12 protein-coding genes and 1 pseudogene are annotated in these 14261 nt (G+C 53.4%); 8 read left to right on the plus strand and 5 right to left on the minus strand.

Features of this window, described 5'->3' with window-relative positions:
• Nucleotides 1-36: 36 nt before the first annotated feature.
• The 3 genes and pseudogenes from KRAC_RS44130 to KRAC_RS44140 all read right to left on the minus strand — a co-directional run bounded on the left by KRAC_RS44130 (nt 37) and on the right by KRAC_RS44140 (nt 4071).
• Nucleotides 37-1612: pseudogene (locus tag KRAC_RS44130) on the minus strand (nuclease/transposase family protein).
• A 1020-nt stretch (nt 1613-2632) separates the two neighbouring features.
• Nucleotides 2633-3013, minus strand: a complete 381-nt coding sequence (locus KRAC_RS44135) for a hypothetical protein (RefSeq protein WP_007918509.1) — start codon at nt 3011-3013, stop codon at nt 2633-2635.
• Nucleotides 3014-3693: 680 nt separating this feature from the next.
• Nucleotides 3694-4071: a MerR family transcriptional regulator gene (locus KRAC_RS44140; protein ID WP_007918511.1), complete on the minus strand. Its 378-nt coding sequence runs from the start codon at nt 4069-4071 to the stop codon at nt 3694-3696.
• A 169-nt stretch (nt 4072-4240) separates the two neighbouring features.
• Between KRAC_RS44140 and KRAC_RS44145 the strand changes: the two genes are divergently transcribed.
• The 4 genes from KRAC_RS44145 to KRAC_RS44160 all read left to right on the plus strand — a co-directional run bounded on the left by KRAC_RS44145 (nt 4241) and on the right by KRAC_RS44160 (nt 9049).
• Nucleotides 4241-5665 carry a WD40 repeat domain-containing protein gene (locus KRAC_RS44145; RefSeq protein ID WP_007918512.1) on the plus strand — a complete coding sequence of 475 codons (1425 nt, stop codon included), beginning with the start codon at nt 4241-4243 and terminating at the stop codon, nt 5663-5665.
• An 89-nt stretch (nt 5666-5754) separates the two neighbouring features.
• Nucleotides 5755-6159, plus strand: coding sequence for a VOC family protein (locus KRAC_RS44150; RefSeq protein ID WP_007918513.1), 405 nt, complete (start codon nt 5755-5757; stop codon nt 6157-6159).
• 802 nt (nt 6160-6961) lie between these two features.
• The gene (locus KRAC_RS63780; protein WP_007918517.1) at nt 6962-7999 is read left to right on the plus strand and encodes a CHAP domain-containing protein; all 1038 of its coding nucleotides are present in this window, start codon (nt 6962-6964) and stop codon (nt 7997-7999) included.
• Between the two features lie 168 nt (nt 8000-8167).
• Nucleotides 8168-9049, plus strand: a complete 882-nt coding sequence (locus KRAC_RS44160) for a heme-dependent oxidative N-demethylase family protein (protein WP_157507888.1) — start codon at nt 8168-8170, stop codon at nt 9047-9049.
• A gap of 74 nt (nt 9050-9123) precedes the next feature.
• Here KRAC_RS44160 and KRAC_RS44165 read toward each other — a convergent pair whose 3' ends face one another.
• On the minus strand, nt 9124-9597 hold the full coding sequence (locus tag KRAC_RS44165) for a GNAT family N-acetyltransferase (protein WP_007918520.1): 474 nt from the start codon (nt 9595-9597) through the stop codon (nt 9124-9126).
• Between the two features lie 205 nt (nt 9598-9802).
• Between KRAC_RS44165 and KRAC_RS44170 the strand changes: the two genes are divergently transcribed.
• Nucleotides 9803-10402 carry an Hsp20/alpha crystallin family protein gene (locus tag KRAC_RS44170; RefSeq protein ID WP_007918521.1) on the plus strand — a complete coding sequence of 200 codons (600 nt, stop codon included), beginning with the start codon at nt 9803-9805 and terminating at the stop codon, nt 10400-10402.
• Nucleotides 10403-10504: 102 nt separating this feature from the next.
• Nucleotides 10505-11461 carry a quinone oxidoreductase family protein gene (locus tag KRAC_RS44175; protein ID WP_007918522.1) on the plus strand — a complete coding sequence of 319 codons (957 nt, stop codon included), beginning with the start codon at nt 10505-10507 and terminating at the stop codon, nt 11459-11461.
• Here the strand turns inward: KRAC_RS44175 and KRAC_RS44180 are convergent.
• Nucleotides 11458-11976 carry a hypothetical protein gene (locus KRAC_RS44180; RefSeq protein WP_007918523.1) on the minus strand — a complete coding sequence of 173 codons (519 nt, stop codon included), beginning with the start codon at nt 11974-11976 and terminating at the stop codon, nt 11458-11460. The genes KRAC_RS44175 and KRAC_RS44180 overlap by 4 nt on opposite strands.
• Before the next feature lie 373 nt (nt 11977-12349).
• Here KRAC_RS44180 and KRAC_RS44185 point away from each other — a divergent pair, with 373 nt between their 5' ends.
• Complete coding sequence (locus tag KRAC_RS44185) at nt 12350-13306, plus strand: carbohydrate ABC transporter permease (protein WP_052569149.1); 957 nt, start codon at nt 12350-12352, stop codon at nt 13304-13306.
• Between the two features lie 13 nt (nt 13307-13319).
• Nucleotides 13320-14189: a carbohydrate ABC transporter permease gene (locus KRAC_RS44190; protein WP_007918525.1), complete on the plus strand. Its 870-nt coding sequence runs from the start codon at nt 13320-13322 to the stop codon at nt 14187-14189.
• Nucleotides 14190-14261: the final 72 nt, after the last annotated feature.

Below are 14261 nucleotides of genomic sequence, written 5' to 3' on the forward strand. Positions count from 1 at the left end.
ACCTCCCCGGCATGAATGCGCGGGGGTTCCTGTTGCTCACCCAACGCTTCCGTTCTCCCCCGAAAGGGAGAGCGGCTCTTGGTGGGGATAGGCAGGACTTTCGAGCCGACGCGCTCTCGCACGGGCAGCTTTGCCAGAAGCCACCACGCCCATGCTTGGGGGCAAGACATGCCCTTCATTCGCACGTTGGTGCAGATCCTCCATCACGGCTTGCAGGCGCGGCTCCGCACCTTCCCAGTCTGACTGGGTGACAGAGGGGATGGTCTCTTCGCGTTCCAGGTGAGAAAGCCGCGAAGGCCGAGTACAGATCGCGTTGCACCGGTCCACAGCCACAGGAACAGTGGTGCCAGCGCTGAGATCTGAGCTTCTTGACGTAGGCTCCGCAGGCATGACAATATTGGGAGAGTCGGGTCTTGAAGGCAGAAACTTCGCTCAGGGTGCCGCCAGTTTTTGCAACTATGCGAGCCAGATGTGCTACAAACATCCCTGGGGCGCGAAGTCCGATGCTTCTCCCATACTGCTTCTGCCATGCCACAAACGACGTTTTTTCTAAGGTGATCGTGTTTCCCACCTTGACGATGTCGTGGGCAAGCTTGCCATGCAGGCTCTTGCGGTGGGCGGCCAGTTTTCTCTCCGCAGTGGCATGCTGCCTACGCGTGGTCTTGTACCGCTGACTCTCGTTCCACCGCAAGCGCTTCTTGCCAGATTTCTTCACGCGTCCCAACTCATCATAGTGCTCGGGATTGTTGGCGCGGCGTTGCCGCTCCATTTGACGCTGGAGGCGTCGTTTCTTGCGGGCATTGGGGGCGAGTTGCTCACAGAAGGTCACCAACTGGGCTTTCCCCTCACGTGGGACGATGGCGAGCGTCTGGGGGCCAATATCGAGGCCAATGGTCTGGGTGCCCATCTTCTCGTGCTTTTTCTTGACAAAGGTGTACCCCTCTAAGATGAGTTGCACAGAATACCGGTTGCCCTCAACATCAGCCCCTCTCGCTTGCGGAGAGGACGCTTTGCGACGGACCAGGCGCACATACTTGATCGTGTGGCGCAATCCATGCTGGATCACCGGGTCCAGCCAGTTGATGATGGCAGGGATGACCAGCTGGTTCCAGATGAGAAAGCCACCGTCCCCAGCGTTGGGGTCAAGCACAAAGCGCAGGCCGACATCGTTGCGCTTGCCTTCCACACTATCGATGCCACGCCCCTTGCTTCGAAAACGCACCCGTTTGGCATTGCCGACACAGACACGATTGACGGCTTGATAGGCTCGGGTGGCCAGGGTTTGCGCCATGGTGGCATCAATGTGGTCAGCAAGCCACGAGACGCGGGCCGTTTTGGCAGAGGCATGCAGCTCGTATTCGGAAAAGTGATGCTTCTTGCGCAGCTGAGAGAAGGCCTGCGCGCGTTCCTCTCGCCTGGAGCGAGGGATGGCGCGTGCACTCGCCCAGGCGGGGTCATGCCTTATCTGCTGGAGCCGTGTGTTGCCTTCAGAGAGCAGCGCATTATAGAGACAGCGTGCCGCTTCCAGATGCGCACGCAGCTGTCGTTCGCTGCTCCAGTCGACCTGGAGGGGGAACTCGATGAGAAATGTTGGCGTCTTGGCCCGCTTCATCTGGGCTGACTGACCTTCCGTTGAATGCTATGAGGGTATTTTACCTCAAAAAAGCGGTATGTCAAGCGGAGAGTGCTAACGAGCAGGAGGAATGAGCATCACAAGCAGCCACCTCCCATCCAAGCCTCCCAACAAGGAAGAGCGATTCATCCCCGGCATGAATGAACCGGGGCTTTCTCGCTCGGTTTTCTGTAAATTCCTCTGAAAACCTGGCACGAGAGACAAAAATCTCTCCCTCAGATCTGAACCTTCCGTATCAATTGTTCAGATGATGTAAGAGTGCTTAGGCAGGGGTTGTCTTGGCTTAAGGCTGCAAGATGACCGTATTACCTAGGCGTTCCAATGGGCGAACGAGCCGTTGTTGAATCTTCTGTTTATTTGCGATGGGAAAGGAGTCAGTTCCTCTCTTACAGCTCACCTCCATTGTGGGGACACGACTTCCAGAGATGTTCCTCCTGAAAACTGATTCGACGCTTGCTCTGAAAGATCACCAACAGGGCGTCTTTCCACATGAGATTTTCCTCTACGTGCTTCCCTGATGGGAGCAACAATGAGTGGTTCTTCCAGACACCCGAAGACAGCTTCGTCTTCAAGCTTGACTGCCTTATTATTTCCATCGTTTTTAGTATTGGGATCTTTCCTCCGTAGTGTACCAACTTCGTCCATCGAATTCTTTTTCATTCTGAATGGTGCACCTACGGTGCATGACGCTTCGTCTGGAACTCCTGGATAGCAAGAGCTTTTTGTCGTCTCATCCTCAGTTCCATGCCGGGTGGTGCGGCTGCGACGCATGGTTTCTTTGCGAATTAAGTGGCGCTCCCGCAATTTGTGTGAAACATGAGCTTCTCAAGAGTATGCTCTTTTCAGAATGTACTTGTTGGAGCCAGACCAACTTTTGCATACTCATGGTATTGCAGAACGTGTCACATACATTGCAGGAGAGCCATAGAATTTCTTTTAACGGTGTGAGCCAAGGATTTGCTCACCAACGCGCTAAGGTATGCGTTGAGTTGGTGCGCTCTACTGCCCGAATAACTCACCCACAATCTGCTGCAAGGATGAGCCAGCCTTGTTCTGCTGCGAAGATGAGCCCGTCGTGTTCTGCTGCGAAGATGAGCCCGTCGTGTTCTGCTGCGAAGATGAGCCCGTCGTGTTCTGCTGCGAAGATGAGCCCGTCGTGTCCTGCTGCGAAGATGAGCCCGTCGTGTCCTGCTGCGAAGGCGAGTCCATCGTGCTCTGCTGCGAAGGCGAGTCCATCGTACTCTCCTGCGAAGGTGAGCCGTCCAAGACGGTAAGAGATCTGGCATGGGAAACGCTTTGTGGCTGACAGGTCAGACAGATCACAAATGCGAGAGCGAGAAAAGCCATGAGCAGGCTGACGTTTCGTATGTGCTTTAACATTGATAAACTCTCCTCATCTTTTTTTAATACTTACACGTCTACATATTGTGTGAGCCTTCTCTCTTTGCGCCGCTGAGATGCTGCTCACACTTCCATTATAGAAGAGCTTCAACCATAGAAAAGAGCACAGCAAAAGCGCCGTGAGGTATCGCACGTGGATGAGGAGTCAAATGCTGGTAGCTACACTGCAGCAGAACAAGCAACTGCGGCTCAGATCCCCCACCCTGAACAGTTTCTACACATATATGCGAGCCAGCCCGTGACCTTGTGCATAACGCGCGCTAGACCTCCAACAAAGTGCGAGCCTTCTCTCTGCGCTATCGCCGAGAGTACACTTGCAGAGAGGGGCGCCGACCTCCCCCACAGGGGCCGCTGATGCTCACAATGCGACAAGGTTAGCGAGAAGTACGACATGATCCCTGTTCTCATCATTCTTGCATTGGTTCTCTTGCTCATCATTCTTGCACCAAAGTCGTGAAGAGAACACAGACGAGTACGCAAGGCTCAAGCGCGCATGTGGCAAGAAGCAGAAGCGCGTGGAGAGAGATAACCATCCTTGATATCCGCGGCACTCACTACCCTACCATCGCCATGAACGTGTGCAAGTCATCGGACAATGGCCCAAAGGAGCCAAGGGCAAAATCACACGGTTTGTGAATGATAGCTCGTATGCAGAGGGTTTAGCGCTGGTTGTCTTTGACCGCCTCGGTATTTTTGATATCAAAAAGTTCTCTATTCAGAGCAATGCATGCCGGTATATCTGCTGCTGTTGCTACTGTAAATTCGGTATTTTCGGTTTCTTCTTCAAGATCAAAAAATGCTTGAAGTTCGCTGGCAAGTTTCTCCACGTCCTTTTCAAGGTAGTAACCATGCTTTCTCCCAGGTGGTACTGCATGTTTTATTTTTCCTTGTTTCACATAGTTGAGTACCATTGCTCCACTAATATTTAGTTTTTCTTTGACTTCCTTAATCTCTATGGTACCGTCACTCCTGGACCATTTAACAACATGCCCTAAGCTCCAACAAAACGAACCGCGGCGAGTCTTCACACTTGCCACGGTTCGTTTCCCCCACAATGCACTCGAAATTCATTCTAAAACTGTCGTATAGTATAGATACTTTGTGATACAAGTACAGACTATTTCCTGATATAAGTTGTCAGATTGCATTAATAAGTCAGTATGTATCAGAACTTATTTTGATTATAAAGCACCACAAGGATGTGCTATGAGCAAGAATGAGAAAGATTCTTTCCTGGATAATGACGAGTATGAGCTACAGGTAGTCGATCTGGACGATCCAGAAAGACAGGGCCACACACCAGCAAAAAAAGCATTTCTTTTCAATGTCTATAGAAAGGCCCTCAAACGGCGAACCGCTACGCTCGATCTTCCTGCCTGGCTGCGAAGCCGCAAAACTCAGGCATCGCTGGTAACACTGGTCGTCTTGCTCGGTTTTGTCTCACTCATCATCATGAGCGGCTCCTGGGCTTTATTCATAAATACTTCCAGAGCACCGGAGTCTGTCGCTAAAGCCAGCACAGTCCAGGCCAGCACTCCCTGCTATAGCGCCGCGCTCTCCCCCGATAACCAGCGTATCGCTACCCTGGAACGCGAATACTGCCTTCAGCCCTCACTCTCTCCTCCCTCACGGCAACCCGGTGACGCCTTGATACAGGTTTTTAGAGCCAGCAACAAGCAGGCATTAAAGCGCTTCACCCTGTACAGCATGATCCTCAATCAAGCTATAGCCCAGAAGCTCCCCACCCAGAACTTTCTGGATGTGCAATACCAACAAATTGCCTGGTCACCTGATGGCAAACAACTCATCTGCGCCTTTGAAATTTCCCTGTCACGGCCTGCCACCCTCGTCTATCCCAATGCCCTCTGGGGACTCTGGCAACTAAACGAGGCATCTGGTGCTATCAGTGTACTCTTCGCGCAACAAAACCAGGATAACTTTCTCTCAGATACATTGTCATACGCCGTCTGGGATTTGCAGAGTGGTTCCGTCCTGCCAGCCCAAAAGGCTCTTCAGGAGATTATATGGGATTCGCCACGTTTCTCCTGGGGCAAGAATGGCCAGTTATTGGCTCATCCTGCCCAGGATGAATCTGCGCAACCCGTTGGCCTCCCCTTACAGGGGCAGGGCTTCACGCTCTGGCAACCTGGCCTCATCCAACCCCAAAACGGCCTTTTACAACCCCGCTTTAGCTGGAGCACCACCTTCTTCGCCTGGTCTCCGGATCGCCGCTACCTGGCGCTGTTCGCCTGGTCCTCGCATGTCGAACACCTCAATGAGCATCTCTCGGCCACGCCCCCCGAAACCAATGTCCTGCCCAGCATCCGGGTCCACGACAACGCGCTCAATAGCCTGCTCATTCAGGGACCAGGAACAGGTTCCTATGCCTGGCGGCCTGACGGACGCTTGCTGGCGCGCTATAACTTCTCGGCCACGCGCATAGAATTATACGATTGCGCGACGGGCGCACGCCTGCGAACCATCACGGTCAAACCAGGCCAGGATACAAAGACTGTGCCTCTCCCACAAAGTGGAGTTGACCCTGGCGTCCTCCAGTGGTCCACTGATAACACACACCTTCTGCTGGTCCTGGGCAATAAGCTCCAGCAAGTCAGCGAGGTTCCCCTTTAATCGAAACGAGTGCCCATTGCGGCGCTTTCGTGTTTTGTTGTAAGCTTGCCAGAAGACAATACCTAACATAATGCAAGGAGCCTACATTTATGCAGATTCGCCGACTTGATCACGTCAGTTTATACGTGCGCGACGTGGAGCACTCGCGCCAATTCTATGCCCAGGTGCTTGGCATGGAGGAGATCGCTCGCCCGGGCAGCTTCAACTTCCCTGGTGCCTGGCTCAAAAAGGGGAGCGCCATTATCCACCTCATCGGCGAGGATACCCCTGGACGCGTCGACGCTATCTACGCTGGCAGCTACACCCAGCATGAACTCACCCTTGGGCGCGACACCCATGTCGCCTTCGAAGTCGAGGACCTCGAAGCAGCCCAGCAGCACCTCAAGGCCCACAACATCGAGATCGTCGGCGGCCCCAAACCCCGTGGCGATGGCGTCACCCAACTCTACGTCCGCGACCCCGACGGCTACGTCATCGAACTCTTCTCCTGGTGAATAAATAGAAGCAGCAAAAGAGGCTGGATTGATCTAGTAGATCAGTCCAGCCTCTTTTGCTGCTTCTATTTATTCACCGCACTGTTGTTTATCGATGGTGCGTTTCTCAATCTCATAGGAAATAGTCATAAAGCCGAAGGCCGCCACAGCGATCAGGACAATGAGCAGGAGTGCGAGGATAGTTGCCATAATAAATCTCCTTTGCTGGCTGCGTGTGGAAATAACAGCATTAGGGAATACCCATATTCAATAAGTGGTCTTTTTTTACTATACGTGTACATATTCAGAGGCTGCAGATCAATCGTGTGAGCGGAGCTAGCCGCTGCGAAGCGGCGTTCACGATTGCTTTTCAATAACAAAACATTAAAGTTGAGGTTGTCTCTACTACAGGAAACACATCCCACCAGAAAATTATTCCCGCCCATACTTCCACAATAAAAAACGTTTCAAGCAAGCGTTTTGGTCACTCTTTTGCCTCAACAATTTGGTATTCCATTAAACACAGACGCAAAATCTGGGTTAAGGCGCGACACGCTGACATAGTTCTAAGGTCCTGGATAAACGTATCCAACTTGACCGATCCATACCCATTCGGATACAGTTTGTAGGAGCGCTATGGTGCGCCGCCTAGTATATGCGCTCTGGCAGTTTAGATGTAACGAACGAATACTCGCCTTGCGCTACATACATTTGGGCTTCCCGGTCAGCTAAAAAGAGGAGGTCTGGGTTTTAGGGAGGTCTTGTAAGCCATCTGTAACTGTCCTGAGGGACACTTCAGATTCTGGAAGGGATTAAGTGTAGTATGTCGTTTTTAGAACGTCGCTCAAAGCGTAATTCAAAGAGTTATTGGGAACCCAAAGTAGCTTCCAATCCAGTCATTCAGGAGGCTCCCAACCAGGAGGAAGCGTATGAGATAAAACAGCTTCCTTTCCCCGATATAACTACAACCGACGGGATATCACAACTCCCCCCCACGCCTACCACAACAAGCCAGCCTAATACAGGCCCTATTTATACGACCGGTACGCTGAAAGCTATCCTCGATACCACGAAGACCCCTGGTACAACTCAGCCATTCGCTACCAGTGCGTACCGGAGCAATACAACGGCCCTACGCATCCCCGTGGTCATCAAGGGGTCAGGTAAACAGAGCACTGGCATGCTTCCGCCTCAGCCCAAGGGCAGGCGCTTGATGCTCCATGTGACGGTTACCGCGCTCCTGCTCTTTATTATGGCTGGCTCACTGATGGCTGTGGCCGCCGTTGGCGATGTGGGCGCACACACTGGAACAGGCAGCTCCTCCCCAAGCACAAATGGGATGTATAATTCGAGTGGGGATAACTCGGCACTGCTGGCTCAACAGGCAGCGACCGCTACGGCGGTGACACAGGATGGCTATGAGCCTCCCCGGCAGACACCCAAGACCAGTAGCGCACCTGCTCCCGCTCCCACCTATGCCGGTGTCACCCCTGGACCTACCCTTGGTGGCTCTGGCAACCATTTCTTCCAGGGTCAGTGTACCTATTGGGCGGCGTACCGCTTCCACCAGCTTACAAACGTGTGGGTTCCCTGGCTGGGCGACGCCTGGCAATGGTCGGGACAGGCCGCAGCCTATGGATGGCATGTCTCCAGTAGTCCCTCCGTTGGCGCTATCATCGTGCTGCAACCCGGCGTCCAGGGCGCTGGCGGCTATGGACACGTGGCTATCGTCGAGCACATCAACTCAAATGGCAGCGTCTATGTCAGCACCTACAACTGGTATGCCGGTGGCGGCGGCTTTGGTATCCTCTCCTACTGGACCTTCTCGCCCGGTAGTGGTGTCTCGTTCGTCACCCTCTAATTGATATATAGGCATCTAGAGAGATATTAGCTAGCCATCGGCGGGTCTCTGGTTATAGAATGTGGTGGGGAAGTGCCTGAGGCACTTCCCCACCACATTCTATAACCAGAGGGCAGAGGGAGGACGACAGTGTTTCCTTATTTTCCTTTAAAGGCTGACACTTTCTCTATGGCTATGGGGACACAGGCCCTGGAAAACGGTCGCCTTATCGAGATTGATGCCGATCACTATGCACCTGAGATACAACTCAAACGTGCACTCCTGGCAGACGACCAGAATCACTATCTGCACGCCCCTCAGGAGACCTTGCCCGCCCAATGGGAGGTCGTGGAACTGCTTTTAGAGCAGCTTGCCCGCGACTACCCCCACTATTTCTCACTAACGAAGAACGGCAAGCAAGTGACATGGCACAATAGCCTGCTTCAAGAGGTGACGACGTTTGAAATGGGCCAGGCCACCAGCCTCCCCTATGCGCCCCTGGATTGGCTGGGAAGGCAGGTTCAGGAAGACTTGCTTCTGCTGCGCGCCGATACGACACAGGGCATCCCCCTGGTCGCGGGCCAGCTCTGCTTCCCCAATGCCTGGTGCCTGGAGGAGAAACTTGGCAAGTCGTTCTTAGCTATTCACCAGGAGGTACCGCTCTTCGCGGAGCACATCGGACGCTCGTCCTACCTCTTGCTGGAACGCTTAAAGGTTGGCAGGCCCGCCTGGCGTCTCAACTGGGCCATCAAGAACATCCCCAGACTCAATCTCACGCCCAGATATGCTCACGAGGTGGCACAGGCGCAACGTGAACTCACATCCGACACGATTGGCGCGCGCTGCCTGCTACGCGTAGAACGCCAGGCACTCATCCGTCTGCCTCGCACACAGGGTATTCTCTTCACCATCCACACCTACCAGGAACCCATAGCCACCATCGCGCAAAACGGTCAGCAAGCCAGGACCCTCCTGGGCGTCCTCCAGACGACCCCGCCTGAAGTCTTGCAATATAAGGGCATCGCTCCTTTCGCTCCCATGCTCATCGACTACCTTCTCGATCAGCTCTAAGGTATCGGCCTGTGGGCACGCCAACGATGAATTGTGGGCCTCCAATCCATGCCAGCTTTGACCCTATAAGTTAGCTACCCCAGTATCTTGCGCATGTTGATGTTGGTGGGGACATAGCCAAGCTTTTCATACATCTGGAGGGCACCCTTGTTGTGGCCGAAGACGTGCAGGCCAATGGAGGAGAGGCCAAGTTCGCGCACCTTCTCTTCCATGAGTTGGAAGGCCTGTGAGCCATAGCCGTGTCTGCGATGGGCCTCATCGATTTTGACGTCATAGACGAAGGCCATTGGCTCGGCGCTCCATGTGACACGCGCGAACCAGAGGATGCCAACGTGCGCGTCGCGCTGCTCATCATAGATCGAGTATAAATAGTGGTCTGGCGTCTGCACCCCCTCCGGCAGATAGTTTTGAAATTCTTTTCGCGACTCCTCGTAAGCGTTCTCAGCCGTCCAGCGCCCTCCCTTGATATGGTCCTCCGCATACTCTCGAATGGAATGGCTTAAGTACTGCTCAAATTGCTCCTCGGTCATGGATACCAGTTGCGTCATACAGCATCTCCTTTTTCTCTTACTTTATAGATACGCCTCATTCTAACACAGGCAGATTATCCGCCGCACTTGGAGCATTCAGACGAGTTGGTATTCCTGTGTCGACCCGCAAAGCGGGCGCGTCGTGATATCTCCTGTGAGGAGAAAACAAAGCCTCATGGATCAATAAGCCAGGAGATAAGATGCCGAAAGGAGGCACATTTCTATGGGCATCTCACGTTATGATCCCTTCGGTGAGGGATTAAGCCTGCGCAACGCCATCAACCAGCTTTTTGAACAGAGTTTCATACGACCGCATCTGTTTGGCGAAGGCGTTGAGACAAGCCTACCTGTAGATGTCTACGAGGAGAACAATAACTATGTCGTACGTGCGGCACTACCAGGGATGAAACCTGAAGACATCAGCCTGACCATCGATCAGCATATGCTCACCATCCATGGCCAGTATCGCCGTAGCTCTGATGTTCCACAAGGCAACTGGCTCGTACATGAGCTTCACTCGGGAACATTCACCCGAAGCATGAGCTTTGAACGTCCTGTTGACATGGACCATGTACAAACCGAGTATGAAAATGGGATCCTGACCATACGCCTACCTGTGAGTGAGGCGGCTCGTCCGCGCCATATCGCCCTTCAGGCAAGTCAGGAGCAAGCACGAGGTACTATTGAAGCCCCACAATCACGGGCGTCGGAGAGTGGTGCGTCCTCTGCGACAGCCAGCCAGCAGCAACCATCTCCAACCCCTGAACAGCGGTCAGCATCCATGGATGAATCACAGCGTCCATCCACTGACCTTGGACGCTAGCTACAATAATACTGACAGCCTGTAATCCCTGAGAGGCAAAGTTGGCAACACGGCACATGCTTGCTTTGCCTCTCTCCACAAGCCACCAGGAAAGGATACATCATGTTAGCCTTGCGCATCACTGAGTTTGGTCCACCCGAAACACTCCATATGAGCGAGATTGAGCGACCTCGTCCAGGGACAGATGAGGTCCTGGTCGAAATACGCGCTGCCGGACTTAATCCCAGCGACATCGGCAATATTTTGGGTCGCTTCATCCAAACCCAGTTACCGCGCATTCCAGGACGTGATTTCGCGGGCATCGTGGTCGAAGGGCCGGAGGAGTTACGCGGGCAGGAGGTCTGGGCCAGTGGGGCCGAGTTTGGTTTTACCCGCGATGGCTCGCACGCCCAATATATTGTCGCGCCACGCGATACGCTCAGTCTGAAGCCACACAACCTCTCGATGGAGCAGGCGGGCGCGATTGGCGTGCCTTTCCTGACAGCCTGGCTTACGCTTCAGGCAAGCGGCGCAAGCAAAGGTGATTCTGTACTGGTACTTGGCGCGCGGGGCGCGGTCGGCAACGCCGCCATCGAACTGGGCAAGATGCGCGGCCTGCGCATGTTTGGCGCCCAGCGTGGTGAACCACGGGGCAACGAGCTATACGATGTAATCAACACCGAGCGGCCCGATGCCCAGACCGACCTTATGAAGCTTACACACGGCGAAGGGGTCAGCGCCTGCATCGATACCGTAGGGGGGCCACTCTTTGACCTGGGACTGACCTGCCTCGCCCATGGGGGACGGCTCGTCGCCATTACCGCGCGTGGCGATGGACAGGTACAATTCAATATGCGCGACTTCTATCACCGAGAGCTACACCTGGTAGGAGTAGACTCGCTTCAGCTTGGCGCCAGCCAGACAGCTCATATCCTCTCTGAGATCAAACAGGGCTTTGAAGCAGGCACCTTGCGCGCCCCCCAGGAGATACGCACCTTCCCACTACAAGAGGCCCCCAGGGCTTACCAGCTCCTGGCCCAGGGCTCCGCGGGTGGCAAAATAGTCTTTATACCATGCTAAAAAACCCTGCTCTCATGCGCCTGCTCCGCCTGGGGTAACACCAGGCGTGAGCGCAACTGTATAGCTGCCTTGTCTGGGTCAAGAGGATCAGTGATCTCTAGCTCTTTTAGCTCGACGCGAAAGCTCTTAAGAAAATCAGTGATCTGGCTGCCAAAATCGATGCGCTTATCCTCCACCCACCAGCGAAAGATAGCCTGGTCTTCTTTGCTCATCTGCCGAATGGTCGCCCAGAGCTGCTTGGGCAGCGAGACTTCTTCCTTTTCTAACAAAAGCGCTTCCCACGAAGAGACACCCTCTTGCATGGGAAGCGCTTCAATATGCGCCGCGACCCAACCAATCAAAAAGCGGCGCAGGTTCTCAGGCTGGCGAAGAATCGCCAGGAGCAACCTGCGATTATACTCCTTGAAATAGACCGCCAGTTGCTCTGTCTCATCTGAGATCTCCGTCTCCTCGTCGGTCACCTCGATATCAAATGACAACACCACCTGCATACGTGAACGCAGTAGCTCGCCCATCCTACACTCCTTCCAACATCAACACATCGCCCAAGGTATGCACAATCCACAGATGTGTACACCTATAGTATAAAAAATTCCCTTCTCTTTACGAAACCCTGCCTTACTATTGGCTCCTGACCCTCGGGGAAGCTGCTTGTGGGGCTACACGCCCTCCATAGAGTCAAGTGTATTGTGTTGTCCTCTGGCAGCGGGCGGAGCCCGCTGCCAGAGGACAACACAATACACCCTCCATCCTTTTTGGCATATTGCGGATACGCGAAAAAGCGATATAATGGAATGTTAAACTACTTTTTATGATTTGATTACTTATGGTTAATATGTTATAAGTATCATGTTTATGGTGATATTTTATCTTTGTCTGGAGAGTCGTATGGAAAGCGATATTTTGTTGTCGATAGCGCGAGAGGAAAAGCGGTCTCTGGCGCCTAAGCAGAGGTGGAGGCGCTGGTTGACGATGGGGCAAGCCTATCTTTACCTGTTACCAGCCTTCATTATTTTGGGTGTCTTCTCATATTTCCCCTCCGTTTTCGTCTTTGTGATCAGTCTCTTCAAATGGAACTTCCTCAACCACGGTACACAGCCATTTGTAGGCCTGGCAAATTACCGTTTCTTATTTAGCGATCCGAACTTCTGGCAGGCACTTCAGACAACTATACTCTATGTAGTCATTTCGGTTCCGCTGCAACTGGTGCTCTCGCTCTTGCTGGCGATTTTGTTGATGTCGAGTATTCGTGGGCGAGCGTTCTGGCGCCTGGCCATCTTCTCACCATTCATTACACCAATTGTGGCTACAACATCTATCTGGGTGTGGATGTTTGATAACTATCACGGCCTATTTAATGGCATCCTACACCTGTTACACCTTAAACCAATCGATTGGCTGGGAGATCCACATTGGATCTTACCCAGCATCATTTTCTATACCACCTGGAAGTCTCTGGGCTTCAGTGTTGTGCTTTTTATGTCCGGCCTGACAAATATCTCGCCCATGCTCGCCGAGGCAGCGCAGGTGGATGGCGCGAATTCCTGGCAAACCTTCCGTCATATTACCTGGCCACTGCTAGCGCCTGTGACGGTTGTGGTACTGCTATTGAGCACCATTGAGGCATTTAAGATGTTTCAGCCAGCCTTCCTGTTTCTGGGGCCGGATGGAGGTGCGCAGAATGCGGGCCAAACGCTGGGCCTCTACCTCTTCTCCCAGGCCTTTGGCACTTCGGCCCATACGGGAATCGGGTCAGCCATCTCAGTAATTATCTTTCTGCTCGTCTTTACCGTTTCAGTGGCGCAGTTTGGCTTATCGCGCCGTTATACTCCCTCTGTAGATTAGAAGGTTCGATGCTATGTCCGCCACACGTTTATCAGGGTCTCGTCAGAAGCGCGCGTCCGGCTGGTGGAGCGCTCAATTACGGCGCGGTACACGCTATCTGGTGATTATTATCGCCACGCTCATCGCGGTATTTCCCATTTACTATATGCTGGTCACCTCGCTGCTGACCACGCATGATGCCTATGATGTGGTGCCACATATCCTGCCCGATTGGGAGTGGTCAAACTATGTACGCGCCTGGAATATGGCTCCCTGGTTGCAGTATTTTGGCAATAGCCTGTTCGTCGCGCTCTGCACGATTGTCCTGGCGACATTGACGTCGCTCCTGGCGGCCTATGCCTTTGGGACGATGAAGTTTCCCGGTCGCCATGTGCTCTTTATGCTACTTCTAGGGATCATCATGGTTCCCTCAGAGGCCACGCTGATCCCCAGTTACCTGCTCATCTCAACCTTCCACTGGATCAATAGCTACCAGGCGCAGATTATTCCCTTTGGGGTCAGCATCTCTGGCATTTTCTTGTTACGCCAATTCTTCCTCGCGCTCCCCCCCTCGTTGTGGGAGGCGGCTCAACTCGATGGCTGTTCGCGCTTGGGTTATCTCTGGCGGGTGGCGGCGCCCCTGGCTCGCCCCGCGCTGGCGGTAATCGCGCTACAGATATTTATCGGCAGCTGGAACGCGTTTCTCTGGCCCTACCTGGTAACCAGTACCGACGCATTTCGCCCGGTTGAGGTTGGCCTGCGCGCCTTTGTCGCTGACGAAGGCAACGATCCAACTGGCCTGGCCGCTGCCGTTGCCTTTACCACTCTACCAGTGCTGGTGGTCTTCTTGATCGCGCAAAAGCAGTTCATAGAAGGCATCTCCGCTGGCAGCACAAAAGGCTAAGTGGTTTGTTTACGAAACAAGGGGAAAAATTTTGTGGGGGACTCACCACTAAGTTTCACCCAAAACGCCGCA

The organism is Ktedonobacter racemifer DSM 44963 (assembly GCF_000178855.1).
GTDB lineage: Bacteria > Chloroflexota > Ktedonobacteria > Ktedonobacterales > Ktedonobacteraceae > Ktedonobacter > Ktedonobacter racemifer.

Excerpts from the sequence above, each read along its gene's own strand:
- KRAC_RS44150 (WP_007918513.1), top strand. The coding sequence starts at position 5,755 with ATGCAGATTCGCCGACTTGATCACGTCAGTTTATACGTGCGCGACGTG.
- KRAC_RS44165 (WP_007918520.1), bottom strand. The coding sequence starts at position 9,597 with ATGACGCAACTGGTATCCATGACCGAGGAGCAATTTGAGCAGTACTTA.
- KRAC_RS63780 (WP_007918517.1), top strand. The coding sequence starts at position 6,962 with ATGTCGTTTTTAGAACGTCGCTCAAAGCGTAATTCAAAGAGTTATTGG.
- KRAC_RS44175 (WP_007918522.1), top strand. The coding sequence starts at position 10,505 with ATGTTAGCCTTGCGCATCACTGAGTTTGGTCCACCCGAAACACTCCAT.
- KRAC_RS44185 (WP_052569149.1), top strand. The coding sequence starts at position 12,350 with ATGGAAAGCGATATTTTGTTGTCGATAGCGCGAGAGGAAAAGCGGTCT.
- KRAC_RS44145 (WP_007918512.1), top strand. The coding sequence starts at position 4,241 with ATGAGCAAGAATGAGAAAGATTCTTTCCTGGATAATGACGAGTATGAG.
- KRAC_RS44170 (WP_007918521.1), top strand. The coding sequence starts at position 9,803 with ATGGGCATCTCACGTTATGATCCCTTCGGTGAGGGATTAAGCCTGCGC.
- KRAC_RS44180 (WP_007918523.1), bottom strand. The coding sequence starts at position 11,976 with ATGGGCGAGCTACTGCGTTCACGTATGCAGGTGGTGTTGTCATTTGAT.
- KRAC_RS44135 (WP_007918509.1), bottom strand. The coding sequence starts at position 3,013 with ATGTTAAAGCACATACGAAACGTCAGCCTGCTCATGGCTTTTCTCGCT.
- KRAC_RS44160 (WP_157507888.1), top strand. The coding sequence starts at position 8,168 with ATGGCTATGGGGACACAGGCCCTGGAAAACGGTCGCCTTATCGAGATT.
- KRAC_RS44190 (WP_007918525.1), top strand. The coding sequence starts at position 13,320 with ATGTCCGCCACACGTTTATCAGGGTCTCGTCAGAAGCGCGCGTCCGGC.